Below are 12461 nucleotides of genomic sequence, written 5' to 3' on the forward strand. Positions count from 1 at the left end.
TTATACGCCAGATATCGGTTTTGCCCGGTTTTTTTTGCTGAGCTGCATGCCAGATAACAGCTTGGCTCAGCGATACCCATTCATTATCATACTGTTTAAGTGGTTTTTACAAATAACTCGCAAGCGATTCGGCATATGGTTTCAAGCCTCAAAGATCAGCAGCAACTGGAAGCCGCTTTCGAGCAATTCAATGCGGTGTCCGGCCAACTCATTGATGCGTATAGACAACTTGAGAGCCAGGTGACAGTTCTCAACGCGCAGCTGGACGAAGCCAATAATCAGCTGCGCAAACAGCGCGATGAGAACGCAATGCTGGCCGAGCGCCTGGGTTTGCTGCTGGAGGCGCTGCCCGCGGGCGTGGTGCAAGTCTCGGCCGAAGGCGCGGTCACGGCGGTGAATCCGGCCGCCAGCCGGATGCTAAATGGCTGTTCTGTCGGCGCTTTATGGCGGGACATGCTGGCGGGGCTGCAGCGTTCTGAACTGGACGACACCTATTGCCATCGGCATGGCGAGCCGGGTCTGGTGTTGACCATGCAATGCCAGGATCTGCCGTCTGTCGGAGGACAGATTGTGCTTATTCACGATGTATCGCGTTTGCATCAATTGACCGGAGAATTGGCGCGTCAGCAGAAGTTGGCGTCCATGGGCGGCATGGCGGCGGCATTGGCGCACCAGCTGCGCACGCCGCTGGCCACGGCGATGCTGTATACGGCCAATCTGAAGCAGGATATCCCGCGGGCGGAGGATCGCGCGCGCTTCGTCGACAAGAGCCTGGCCCGGATGCGGGCGCTGGAGAGCTTGATCCAGAACATGCTGAGTTTTGTCCGCGGCCAGGTGACGACGCTGGAGCCTTTGGATCTGGAGGGTCTGCTGGAGGATTTGCGCGCCGTCATGCAACCACAATGTCATGAAAAAGGCGTGCTTTTTGATTGCAATGTGGTGGTGTCATCTGCCATAAAGGTTTTGGTGGACCGCAAAGCGTTGCAGGGGGCCTTGGTGAATCTCTTGGAGAATGCCTGGCACTTTTCAGGAAGCGGCGATGTGGTGCGGCTATCGGTGGAGGAAGGCGAGACGGCCTTGCTGTTTCGGGTGGAGGACTCGGGTCCCGGATTCAACCCGGAGGAGCTGGAGAAGATGTTCGAGCCCTTTTTCACCACCCGCCCCGGCGGCACCGGCCTGGGCTTGGCCATCGTCAAGAAAGTGGTGGACGAACTGGGCGGGCAAGTGCGTTGTTTCAACAAGGGGGAGGGCGGGGCCTGTTTCGAGCTCAGCCTTCCGATGATGCAATCGTGATGGATGTGCCGTTTATTCAGAAGAAAGCAGAGGACCCCGCATGAGACCCATTGTCAAAGTCGAGGGCAGAGTTGGAAAGATGATCCTGATCGGGCAATTCGACTTCAACTTGCATCGGGAATTCCGGCAGGCCAGCCAGGAGTTGCTGGACAATCCTGAGGTGCAGGAGATCGAGATCGATTTCGATCAGGTGCCGTTCCTGGACAGTTCCGCGCTGGGCATGCTGTTGTTGCTGAAGGAGCGCGCGGCGGGGCAGAAGAAGAGCATGACCTTGATCAATTGCCGCGAGGCGGTGATGCAGGTGTTCGAAATCGCCTGCTTCAACAAGATGTTCACCATTAAGTAAGTTCAAGCATTGGAGCGTCTGTGCGCATCCGGGCCTGGTTGTCCGCTGATGCCGAGGCACGGGTTCGTGGCGATCCTTGGTTGTCGGCGCTGGATTGGTGGTTTTGCGGTGGCGCCGACTTCGCGGTGGGCGGCAAGCAGGATCTTTGGCTGACGAATCTGGCGGACGCTCCGGCCGAGCTGTTCGAGCAGTGGGAGGGCGACAAGCCCTTGTGGGTGTTTTCCTCGGGGCGAGCGGCGCCCTGGCTGGCCACGCCCAGTATTCATTTTCTGCGCGGCGACTTCGACGCGGACTTGCTGCGCAGCCGCCTGCTGGCCTGGCATTGGCAGCAACATGCGCTCTGCCCGCGCTTGTTCGGCGCGGCGGCGTTCGACATCATCAACGGCGCCATGTCCCTGTACCGTCCGTCGGGACAGGCGTCGGGCCGCGTGTTTCCCCTGGAAGTGTCGGTCAAGCCGGTGGACGCGGTGGGCGGCGACGTGGTGCTGCGCGCGGATTTGCCGGAGCGGACCTTGCTGATTCTGGGCGACGCGTCCGGCCACGGCCAGGGTTCGGCGCTGGACGCCGCGCTGTTGGCGCTGGGCGCGTCGCGGGTGTTGCTGGAGCAGCCTCTGTCCTTGTCCGCCCTGCGGGAGCTCAACGCCTTCATGCATAGCCATGTGGCCGATGGACGCTACGTCGGCAGCGCTTTGCTGGAGATCGATTGGGCCGCCCGCATGGTGAGGCTGGTCAACGCCGGCATGCCGGACATTCTGTTGTTCCTGTCCACCAGGCTGGAACAGCGCTTTTCTTCCATGTGCAGTCCGCTGGGCCTGCGAGCCGACATCGAACCGCTGGAGCCGCTGGCGCTGCCCTGGGCGGAAGGCCAGCACTTCCTGGCGCACAGCGACGGCATGGAGGAGTCGGATCTGCCGTATCTGCTGTCGCGTTTGCTGCGCTTGTCCAGCATTTCCTCGACCGACGGTTTCGGCTATGGCCCCTTGCCGTCAATTCCGCTAGGCTTCAGCAGCCCATACAATGACGACATGTCGTCGCTGGCTTTCGCCGTGCCGTCGTCGGCGCCGCCGCGGCCGGCTTGAAGAATGTCCATTGGCCGCGTGCGCCGGTTCCGCGTGGATTCCGGCTTGAATCGGCGGGCTTTTTAGTTGATCAATCATTAATATCTGCGCGAATTTCAGCGCTTGGGCGAATCGGTCGTCTCGCCGCCGCGGCGCGAGACGACGAGCGAGCAAGGTAAAGAATGGGAAACGGACCCGGCGCGGACTGCGTCGGACGAGCGGCGGGCGGTTTCCTGAAACGGGGATGTTATGCACAAAAAAATACTGACGGTTGACGATTCCGCTTCGATTCGACAGATGGTGTCGTTCACCTTGAAAAGCGCCGGCTACGAGGTGGTGGAGGCCGGAGACGGCAACGCCGGCCTGGCCAAGGCGCAGGGTGGGCAGTTCAATCTGGTGCTGACCGACCAGAACATGCCGGGCATGGACGGGCTGACCTTGATCCGCTCCTTGCGCAAGCTGCCGGCGTATACGACGACGCCTATCCTGATGTTGACCACGGAGTCCAGCGATCAGATGAAGGCGCTTGGCCGCGCGGCCGGCGCCACTGGCTGGCTGGTCAAACCTTTTGATCCGCAGAAGCTGCTGGATGTGGTCAAGCGCGTGATCGGCTGAATCGGCTGATCTTGGGCACGGCGAGGAGCGAGCTTTTGGCAATCGATATGTCGCAGTTTCATCAAGTGTTTTTTGATGAGGCGGATGAACACTTGTCCAGCATGGAGAGCCTGCTGCTGGGCATGGACCAGTCCTGTCCGCAGCAGGAGGATTTGCATGCGGTGTTCCGCGCCGCGCATTCGATCAAGGGCGGCGCCGCCACCTTCGGTTTCGCCGATATGGCGGATCTGACCCATGTGCTCGAAGGTTTGCTGGACGAGGTGAGGCGCGGCGCGCGCGCCTTGAGTTCGGATCTGGTGGATTTGGTGCTGCGGGCCAAGGACGTGCTGTACGGGATGCTGGCGGCGCACAAGGGCAAGGGCGAGGCCGATGCGGCGCTGGCCGGCGAACTCAAGGCGCAGCTGGAGGCGCTGGCCGCCGCGCCGGCGGAGGCCGCGACGCGGCGGGCGACGCCGGAGGAGACGCGGCACTGGACGTTGTACCTGGAAATCGACGTGGTAGACGGCGTCGATATCGACGCCTTGCTGGAGTCTCTGGCCGAGCACGGGGACTTGAGCGTGGTGCAGCACGGCGAAGACGCCGACAAGCTGCCCTGGGTGGCGGTGTTCACCTCGCCGCTGGACGCCGCCGAGGTGGCGGAGTCGCTGGCCTTCGCCTTGCCGCAGGACAGCTTCCGCATCAACGTCGATCATGGGGTGGAGGAGGAGGGCAGCTTCGGGCTGTTTCTCGAGGCGGCGCCGGAGCCGGACGCTTCGGTCTGGCTGGAGGGCGACGGCTTTGGCCTGTTCGAGCCGCCGCCTGCCGAGACGGCGCCGCAGGACGAGGCGCCGGCCTTGGACCCCGACGCGGCCAAGCCGGCGGCGCGCGGCGGCGCGGTGGGCGAGAATTCGATCCGGGTCAATATCGACAAGGTGGATTTGCTGCTCAACCTGGTGGGAGAGCTGGTGATCACCCAGTCCATGCTGACGCAGTCCGGCGCGGGTCTGGACCCGGTGGCGCACGAGCGCCTGCTAGGCGGCATCGGCGCCTTGCAGCGCAACGCGCGGGAATTGCAGGAGGCGGTGATGTCCATCCGGATGACGCCGATCGCCTTCGTGTTCAACCGCTTCCCGCGCGTGGTGCGCGATCTGGCCGGCCGTCTGGGCAAGAAGGTGGAGCTCACGATGATGGGCGAGGGCACCGAGCTGGACAAGGGCTTCATCGAGAAGCTGTCCGATCCACTGACTCACCTGGTGCGCAATAGCCTGGACCATGGCATTGAGGCCCCGGAAGCGCGGCAGGCGGCCGGCAAGGACCCGGTGGGACGGCTGACGCTGCGCGCCTTCCATCAGGGCAGCAATATCGTCATCGAAGTCAGCGATGATGGCGCCGGGCTGAACCGGGAGCGGATTCTGGCCAAGGCGCGGCAAGGCGGTTTGGCGGCGCCGGCCTCGCTTTGCGACGCCGAGGTGTGGAATCTGATTTTCGAAGCCGGCTTCTCCACCGCCGCCGAGGTGACCGAAGTGTCCGGCCGCGGCGTGGGCATGGACGTGGTCAAGCGCAACATTCAGAGCATGGGCGGCCGGGTGGAGATCGACTCCATGGCCGGCATCGGCACCACCATCAGCATTCATCTGCCGCTGACGCTGGCGATCATGGACGGCATGTCGGTGCGCATCGGCGCGGAAACCTATGTGATGCCCTTGGGCGCGGTATTGGAGTCCTTGCAGCCGGCGCCGAGCGAAATCAAGACAGTGGCCGCTCGCGGCCAGGTGGTGGCCATTCGCGGCGAGTACCTGCCGATTGTGCCGCTGGGCCGGTTTTTCTCCATTCCGGACGCGAGGCGGACGCCGAGCGAGGCCATTCTGGTGATCGTGGAGGCCGGCAATAGCCGGCTGGCGCTGCTGGTGGACGACCTGATCGGCCAGCAGCAGTTCGTGGTGAAGAATCTGGAAACGAATTACCGCAAGGTGGACGGCATTTCCGGCGCCACGATCCTGGGCGACGGTCAGGTGGCCATGATCTTGGACATCGCCGCGATTGCGCGGCACAACCAGCGTATGGCGCTGGACGCATGAAACAACAAGGATAAAGAAATGGTGGCGGAACGGGATGGTCCGGGCCTGGCGCAGAGACGCTCGGGCAATGAGCTGCTGGTGTTCACGCTGGGGACGGAAGAATACGGCATCGATATTTTGAAGGTGCAGGAGATCCGCGGTTACGACGCGGTGACCCGCATCGCCAACGTGCCGGACTTCATCAAGGGCGTGGTCAATCTGCGCGGCCATATCGTGCCCATCGTGGATTTGCGCCTGAAGTTCGGCATAGGCGAACCGGTGTACAACGCGTTCACCGTGGTGATCGTGCTGAATGTGTGCGGACGGGTCATCGGCGCGGTGGTGGACGGCGTGTCGGACGTGATTCAGCTGGAGAGCGATGCGCTGCGCGCCGCGCCGGAGTTTGGCGCGGCGGTGGACACCGCCTATATCGAAGGACTGGGCACGCTGGACGAGCGCATGATCATCGTGGTCGATATCGAGAAGCTGATGGGCAGCGAGGAAATGGCGTTGACTGACGCCGCGGCTCGAGTGCAAGCGAATTAGGGGGGCGAAGCATGAACAATATGAAAGTGATCCATAGACTGATCCTGGGCTTCGGTCTGCTGATCCTGTTGCTGGCGGTGGCGATGACGCTGGCGGTCAGACAGCTGCAGGGCCTGGCCGATGATCTGGTCGGCATCTCCAGCGTGCACATCCCGCAGGTCAGCGCCGCGCACAAGCTGGCGTCCAACGTCAACCTCACGTCGCGCGATGTGCGCAACCTGCTGCTGAGCAAGGATGCGCACCTGATCAAAGAGTTCAATCAGGAGATAGACGGCAATTTGGCCAAGCTGGCGCAAAGGATGAGCACGCTGGAGCCGAACGTCAGCAGCGCCGGGCGGCCGCTTTTCGAGGCGATGCGCGCGAACGAGGCCAATTTCCGTTCCGAGCTGGCGGTGTTCAGACGCATGCAAGCGCAGGGGCGCGATGTGCAGGCCCGCGATTATCTGTTCGTCACCCTGCGCGACACCCAGCTCAAATACATGGATTCGATCGATCGCTACATCGCGTTTGAAGAGAATCTGATGCGCAAGGCGGGACAGGACGCCAGCGACAACTCCCGGCAGGCCTACAAACTGCTGTTCGCCTTTACCCTGCTGGCCCTGTTCATCGGCGTCGGCTTCGGCGTCTTCATCATCCGCTCGCTGATGCGCCAATTGGGCGGGGAGCCGGCGGAACTAGTCAAAGTGATGCGGGAGTTGACCGAAGGCCAGGTGCGCTCCGAAATCAAGGTCAAACCGGGCGACCAGCACAGCCTGTTCGCGTCGATGAGCTTGCTGGCCGAGAAGGCGATCGAGAACATCCGGGTGCGCAACGCGCTGGACAACGCCTCCACCAATGTGATGATCGCCGACAACGAGCGCAACATCATCTACACCAATCACAGCGTGCTGGAGATGATGCGTCGCGCCGAGGCCGATCTGCGCAAGGCCTTGCCCAATTTCGACGCGCGCGCGCTGTTGGGCGCCAATATGGATGTTTTCCACAGCAATCCGGCGCATCAGCGCGATCTGCTAGCCAATTTGCGTTCCACTTATCGCGCGCAGATCAATATAGGCACGCGCATTTTCGGCCTGGTGGCCAATCCGGTGTTCGGCACCGACGGTTCCCGTTTGGGCACGGTGGTGGAATGGAAGGATCGTACCGGGGAGGTGGAAATAGAGAAAGAGGTGGCCAGCATCATCTCCGCCGCCGCGGCCGGCGATTTCGACCGGCGCATCAATCTGGAAGGCAAGGACGGCTTTTTCCGCCAGCTGGGCGAAAGCGTCAATCAGTTGCTGGCGGTGACCAGCCAGGGCCTGGGCGATATCGCCACCGTGCTGGCGGCTCTGGCCAAGGGCGATCTCACCCATGCGATCAAGGGCGATTACCAGGGCTTGTTCAGCCAGTTGCAGAACGACACCAACACCACGGTGGAGCGGCTGAAGGAAATCGTGTCCAACATCAAGGAGTCCACCGACGCGATCAACACCGCCGCGCGCGAGATCGCCTCCGGCAACGCCAATCTGTCCAGCCGCACCGAGCAGCAAGCCGCCAGCCTGGAGGAAACCGCTTCCAGCATGGAGGAAATTACCAGCACGGTGCGGCAGAACGCGGAGAACGCCAAGAAGGCCAATACGCTGGCCACCGGCGCCTCCGACATCGCCGCGCGCGGCGGCAAGGTGGTGGGCGACGTGGTGGCCACCATGAACGAGATCAACGACAGCGCGCGCAAGATCGTCGACATCATCAGCGTGATAGACGGCATCGCCTTCCAGACCAATATCCTGGCGCTCAACGCCGCGGTGGAAGCGGCGCGGGCCGGCGAGCAAGGGCGCGGCTTCGCCGTGGTGGCCAGCGAGGTGCGCAATCTGGCGCAGCGCTCCGCCGCCGCCGCCAAGGAGATCAAGGGCTTGATCGGCAACTCGGTGGCCAAGGTCGAGTCCGGCTCCAAGCTGGTGGACGAGGCAGGCAGCACCATGGACGAGATCGTGATCTCCATCCGCCGCGTCGCCGACATCATGAGCGATATCTCCGCCGCGTCGATCGAGCAGAGCTCGGGCATTGAACAGGTCAATCTGGCGGTGACGCAGATGGACGAGAACACGCAGAAGAACGCCGCGCTGGTGGAACAGGCCGCGGCGGCGGCGGAGTCGCTGGAAGAGCAGGCGCGCTATCTGGACGACGCGGTGCAGGTGTTCAAGTTGGGAGAGCATGGCCCGCGTCTGCGGCAAGCGCCGGCGCGCGTCGCGTCGGCGGCGGAGCCGGCCGCCCATGCCGGCGGCGTCAATCCGGCGCCGGCTAAGCCGGCGGGCAAGATCGTGGTGCCGGCGCGGCTGCATCCGCAGGTGGACCTGAGCGACGGCGAGTGGGAGGAGTTTTGAGGCACAGGTCCGGAGGGGCCGTGTTGGCGGGCTTGGAATTGGACATCACGTTCACGCCCGAGGATTTTCGCCGCATCCGCGACATGGTGTACCAGCGGGTCGGCATCGCCCTCAACGACAGCAAGACGCATATGGCCTACGCGCGCTTGGCCAAGCGGGTGCGGGCTTTGAGCCTGAAAAGCTTCGCCGAGTATCTGGACCGCTTGGATCAGGACGCCTTGTCGGAGGAATGGCAGAATTTCATCAACGCGCTGACCACCAATCTGACCTCGTTTTTTCGGGAGCCGCATCATTTCGACATGCTGCGCGCCCACGCCGAGCGCTGGCGCAAACGAGGCCGGCCCTACCGGGTCTGGAGCGCGGCGTCCTCGACCGGCGAGGAGCCTTACTCCATCGCCATCACCATGGCGGAGTTGACGGAGAGCTTGCGGCCCTTCCCCTGCGAGTTGCTGGCGTCCGACATCGACACCCATGTGCTGCAACAGGCGATGCGCGGCGTGTATCTGCGCGAGCGCGTCAGCCAGTTGTCGGAGCCGCAGCTGCGCCGTTTTTTCGACAAGGGCGTAGGCGCCAATGAGGGCAAGGTGCGCCTGAAGAAACGCGTGCGCGAGGCGATGACGTTTTTCCAGATGAATCTGGTGGCGGAGGAATGGCCGCCGCTGGGGGAGTTCGACGTCATTTTCTGTCGCAATGTGCTGATCTATTTTGATAAGCCGACGCAGGCGGCCATACTCAATCATATGGCGCGGCATCTGGCTCCGGACGGGCTGCTGCTGCTGGGGCATTCGGAAAACATCCTGCACCTGAGCGACGCCTTCGTCCCCTGCGGCAAGACCAGCTACCGGCTGGCCTGATCAGGCGTTCCGTGCGTCCGGCCGTCGCGCTGCGGCGCGAGTTTATGAGCCTTGTTTATCGATCCGGGAGCGTGGATGGCGCTGGAAAAGAAAATTCGGGTAATCGTGGTGGACGACTCGGCCCTGATCCGCAATCTGCTGACCTCCATCATCGACGAAGCGCCGGACATGGAAGTGGTGGCCACCGCCTCCGATCCGCTGATCGCGCGCGAGCGCATCCGCGCGCTGGATCCGGACGTGATCACGCTGGACGTTGAAATGCCGCGGATGGACGGCCTGGAGTTCCTGCGCCGGCTGATGCGGCTGCGGCCGACGCCGGTGCTGATGATCTCCTCGCTGACGCAGCAGGGTTCGGAGGCGACGCTGACGGCGCTGGAGCTGGGCGCCATCGACTTTCTGTCCAAGCCGGCGCACGATATCGCCAGGCGCATGGGCGATTACGCCGATGAGATCCGGGACAAGATACGGGCCGCGGCCGCGGCCAGGGTGCGGGCGCCGCATCGTTTTCATCGCCCGGCCGATGTTCCGCCGCCGGCGCCGCCCTTGGGCGCCGGCGCGCAGCAGGCGATGTTGTTCATCGGCGCCTCCACCGGCGGCACCGAGGCGATCCGCGCGCTGCTGAGCGGCCTGCCCGCGACATGCCCGCCCATCTTGGTGGTGCAGCATATGCCCGAGCATTTCACCGCCAGCTTCGCCGCGCGCTTGAACGCCAGCTGTCCGATGCGGGTGAAGGAGGCGGAGGCGGGCGAGCCGGTGCGGCAGGGCGTGGCCTATATCGCGCCGGGCGATTGGCATATGCGGGTGCAGGCCGCCGCGGACGGTTTTCGCATCGAATTGGATCAGAGCGACAAGGTGAACCGGCACCGGCCGTCGGTGGACGTGCTGTTCGACTCCGCCGCGCGCTGCCTGGGCAAGCGCGCCATCGGCGTGATCCTGACCGGCATGGGGCGGGACGGCGCGGACGGCCTGCGCAGGATGCGCGATGCCGGCGCGGTCACCTTCGGTCAGAACGAGGCCAGTTGCGTGGTGTACGGCATGCCGCGGGAAGCGATGAAGGCCGGCGGCGTGCAACAGGAGTGGCCGCTGGACGCGCTGCCCTCCAAAATCATGGCCTGCCTGTACGGCAAGGCGGAAAAGGCGATGTTATGAAGAACGGCGCGGTGCATTTCAGCAGCCATTCGTATTTCGACAAGCATTTTCAAAGCCAGGCGGTGAAGGTGTTTCCCGGCGGCTTCTACGTCACCGGCCAGCCGCAGCTGCTGGTGACCTTGTTGGGCTCCTGCGTGGCCGTATGCATGCTGGACCGGACAGCCAATGTGGCCGGCATGAACCATTTCCTGTTGCCCGAGGGCAGCATCGAGGTGGGCGAGGGCGCGTCCGCCGCCCGTTTCGGCGTGCACGCGATGGAGTTGATGATTACCGAAATGCAGAAACTGGGCGCGATGCGCCATCGGATGGAAGCCAAGGTCTTCGGCGGCGGCAATGTGCTGGAGGGCATGTCGGTGATGAATGTGGGCGAGCGCAATCGCCGCTTCATCCACGGCTACCTGGATGCGGAAAGAATTCCCATTCTGGCCGAGGACCTGCTGGGCGACTGCGCGCGCAAAGTGTATTTCTTCACCGACAGCGGCAAGGTGCTGGTCAAGAAGCTCAAGCGCAGCCGCAGCCTGATCAGCGAGGAGACCCGCTATCGTCAGCAGGTGATGCAGCCGGAGGTGGCCGGCAAGTCCGGCGATATCGAGCTGTTTATCTGATGCGGTTCAACGTCCGCCGCGCGTCGTGAGACGCAATGCGCTTGCCTTCCTCGTTTCCAAGCGTTTCGCCCGGTTTCGCGCTTCGCGAGACCGGGCGAGCTTCTCAGCGCTCCAGGTGTTGCAGCTTGCCTTCGACCTCCGCCCAGTCCTCATGGTCCGGCAGCGGGTCCTTCTTCTCCGTGATGGTGGGCCAGAGTTTGGACAATTCGGCGTTGAGCGCGACGAAACCCTCTTGTCCCGGCGGAACGTCGTCTTCCGCGTAGATCGCGTTCACCGGGCATTCCGCCACGCACAGCGTGCAATCGATGCATTCCTCGGGGTCGATCGCCAGAAAATTGGGGCCTTCGTGAAAGCAGTCCACCGGGCAGACATCGACGCAATCGGTGTATTTGCATTTGATGCAGGCATCGGTTACAACGTAGGCCATGTTCAGCTCCTTGGTCGTCGAAAGCCGGCCGGCGCCGTTTGGCGCGGCGGCGGGGCGATGATTCGAGCGTATCAGTCAACATTATTAGCCAGAAATTCCCTTCACAACGCATTGCCGCCGTAAATTTCCTATCCGTCATGAACTCTTCTCGCTATCGCGGGCGTTTTGCCCCCAGTCCCACCGGCTTGCTGCACGCCGGCTCCTTGTGCACCGCCGTCGGCAGTTATCTGGAGGCGCGCGCGCGCGGCGGCGAGTGGCTGCTGCGGATGGAGGATCTGGACCCGCCGCGCGAGGTGGCCGGGGCCGCCGACGCCATCCTGCGCACGCTGGACGCCTATGGCTTCGAATGGGACGGCGAAGTGGTGTATCAAAGCCGTCGCCACGAGCTGTACCGTCAGGCGCTGGAGCAGTTGATCGCCTCCGGCCACGCCTATCCGTGCAATTGCACGCGCAAGGAGATCGCCAAGACCGCGCGGCGCGGCCTGGACGGCTACGTCTATCCCGGCCATTGCCGGCGGCGGCGTCCGGAAGAAGGCGGCCGCGCCTGGCGCTTGCGGGCGGCGCCCGGCGACACCGTGGTGGCGGACCGCCTGCAAGGGCCCTACCGTCAGAATCTGACGGCCGACATCGGCGATTTCGTCTTGCTGCGCGCGGACGGCTTTTGGGCCTATCAATTGGCCGTGGTGGTGGACGACGCGGAACAAGGGGTGAACGATGTGGTGCGCGGCGCCGACCTGCTGGTGTCCACGCCGCGTCAAGTGGCGGTGCAGCAGGCGCTGGGCGTGGCGACGCCGGGTTATTGTCATCTGCCGGTGCTGGTCAACGCCGCGGGGGAGAAGCTGTCCAAGCAGACGCTGGCGCCGGCGGTGGCGGCCGAGGACGCCGCAGCGGCCTTGCGCCTGGCCTTAAGCCGCCTGGGGCATGTTCCGCCGGAGGAGTGCGGCGGCCTGGCCGAGTTGTGGCAGTGGGCGCGAGCGCATTGGTCGCTGGCGCGCGTGCCGGTCGGACCGGTGCTTGCCGGCTGAATTGCGCCGTTTTATGCCAAAATTATGCGTTTGACGTCTTTTTTTCCATCCCGGCTGGCCTATATTGGCATCTGCGCACGCGCTTGTTGCGCATCATCGGCCGCGGCAAGCGGGTCGCCATCGTCTTCTCCTTGATATGCGGAAAAT

Annotated in this window: 12 protein-coding genes; 11 read left to right on the forward strand and 1 reads right to left on the reverse strand. The window is 63.5% G+C overall.

What is annotated here, in order from left to right; translation table 11 throughout:
• The first annotated feature begins 135 nt into the window (after positions 1–135).
• The 10 genes from QUG03_RS09890 (at position 136) to cheD (ending at position 10862) form a co-directional block, all read left to right on the forward strand.
• Positions 136–1293 carry a sensor histidine kinase gene (locus QUG03_RS09890; protein WP_107798335.1) on the forward strand — a complete coding sequence of 386 codons (1158 nt, stop codon included), beginning with the start codon at positions 136–138 and terminating at the stop codon, positions 1291–1293.
• 40 nt (positions 1294–1333) lie between these two features.
• Entirely contained in the window at positions 1334–1639 is a 306-nt protein-coding gene (locus QUG03_RS09895) for an STAS domain-containing protein (RefSeq protein ID WP_039754785.1), read from the forward strand.
• An 80-nt stretch (positions 1640–1719) separates the two neighbouring features.
• On the forward strand, positions 1720–2718 hold the full coding sequence (locus QUG03_RS09900; protein ID WP_253315198.1) for a SpoIIE family protein phosphatase: 999 nt from the start codon (positions 1720–1722) through the stop codon (positions 2716–2718).
• Between the two features lie 228 nt (positions 2719–2946).
• Positions 2947–3312 (forward strand): response regulator, encoded by a 366-nt coding sequence (locus QUG03_RS09905; RefSeq protein WP_043635932.1) that lies wholly within the window; start codon positions 2947–2949, stop codon positions 3310–3312.
• 47 nt (positions 3313–3359) lie between these two features.
• Positions 3360–5369: a chemotaxis protein CheW gene (locus tag QUG03_RS09910; RefSeq protein WP_488877913.1), complete on the forward strand. Its 2010-nt coding sequence runs from the start codon at positions 3360–3362 to the stop codon at positions 5367–5369.
• An 18-nt stretch (positions 5370–5387) separates the two neighbouring features.
• Complete coding sequence (locus tag QUG03_RS09915; RefSeq protein WP_500819916.1) at positions 5388–5894, forward strand: chemotaxis protein CheW; 507 nt, start codon at positions 5388–5390, stop codon at positions 5892–5894.
• A gap of 11 nt (positions 5895–5905) precedes the next feature.
• Positions 5906–8254, forward strand: a complete 2349-nt coding sequence (locus QUG03_RS09920) for a methyl-accepting chemotaxis protein (RefSeq protein WP_371926299.1) — start codon at positions 5906–5908, stop codon at positions 8252–8254.
• Between the two features lie 20 nt (positions 8255–8274).
• Entirely contained in the window at positions 8275–9108 is an 834-nt protein-coding gene (locus QUG03_RS09925; RefSeq protein WP_253315196.1) for a CheR family methyltransferase, read from the forward strand.
• A 75-nt stretch (positions 9109–9183) separates the two neighbouring features.
• Positions 9184–10257: a protein-glutamate methylesterase/protein-glutamine glutaminase gene (locus QUG03_RS09930; protein WP_253315195.1), complete on the forward strand. Its 1074-nt coding sequence runs from the start codon at positions 9184–9186 to the stop codon at positions 10255–10257.
• Positions 10254–10862: a chemoreceptor glutamine deamidase CheD gene (gene cheD / locus QUG03_RS09935; protein ID WP_107798341.1), complete on the forward strand. Its 609-nt coding sequence runs from the start codon at positions 10254–10256 to the stop codon at positions 10860–10862. The genes QUG03_RS09930 and cheD overlap by 4 nt, the downstream gene beginning before the upstream one ends.
• Positions 10863–10965: 103 nt before the next feature.
• Here cheD and fdxA read toward each other — a convergent pair whose 3' ends face one another.
• A complete protein-coding gene (gene fdxA / locus QUG03_RS09940; protein ID WP_500819917.1) occupies positions 10966–11289 on the reverse strand; it encodes a ferredoxin FdxA in 324 nt (107 codons plus the stop codon).
• Positions 11290–11426: 137 nt separating this feature from the next.
• Here fdxA and gluQRS point away from each other — a divergent pair, with 137 nt between their 5' ends.
• Entirely contained in the window at positions 11427–12314 is an 888-nt protein-coding gene (gene gluQRS / locus QUG03_RS09945) for a tRNA glutamyl-Q(34) synthetase GluQRS (protein ID WP_227107175.1), read from the forward strand.
• Positions 12315–12461: the final 147 nt, after the last annotated feature.

Source organism: Chromobacterium sp. CCUG 30098 (assembly GCF_059916605.1).

What these genes read in the sequence shown, in the direction of transcription:
- QUG03_RS09905 (WP_043635932.1), top strand. Translation starts at nt 2,947, where the DNA reads ATGCACAAAAAAATACTGACGGTTGACGATTCCGCTTCGATTCGACAG.
- QUG03_RS09915 (WP_500819916.1), top strand. Translation starts at nt 5,388, where the DNA reads ATGGTGGCGGAACGGGATGGTCCGGGCCTGGCGCAGAGACGCTCGGGC.
- QUG03_RS09920 (WP_371926299.1), top strand. Translation starts at nt 5,906, where the DNA reads ATGAACAATATGAAAGTGATCCATAGACTGATCCTGGGCTTCGGTCTG.
- gluQRS (WP_227107175.1), top strand. Translation starts at nt 11,427, where the DNA reads ATGAACTCTTCTCGCTATCGCGGGCGTTTTGCCCCCAGTCCCACCGGC.
- QUG03_RS09890 (WP_107798335.1), top strand. Translation starts at nt 136, where the DNA reads ATGGTTTCAAGCCTCAAAGATCAGCAGCAACTGGAAGCCGCTTTCGAG.
- QUG03_RS09930 (WP_253315195.1), top strand. Translation starts at nt 9,184, where the DNA reads ATGGCGCTGGAAAAGAAAATTCGGGTAATCGTGGTGGACGACTCGGCC.
- QUG03_RS09910 (WP_488877913.1), top strand. Translation starts at nt 3,360, where the DNA reads ATGTCGCAGTTTCATCAAGTGTTTTTTGATGAGGCGGATGAACACTTG.
- fdxA (WP_500819917.1), bottom strand. Translation starts at nt 11,289, where the DNA reads ATGGCCTACGTTGTAACCGATGCCTGCATCAAATGCAAATACACCGAT.
- cheD (WP_107798341.1), top strand. Translation starts at nt 10,254, where the DNA reads ATGAAGAACGGCGCGGTGCATTTCAGCAGCCATTCGTATTTCGACAAG.
- QUG03_RS09895 (WP_039754785.1), top strand. Translation starts at nt 1,334, where the DNA reads ATGAGACCCATTGTCAAAGTCGAGGGCAGAGTTGGAAAGATGATCCTG.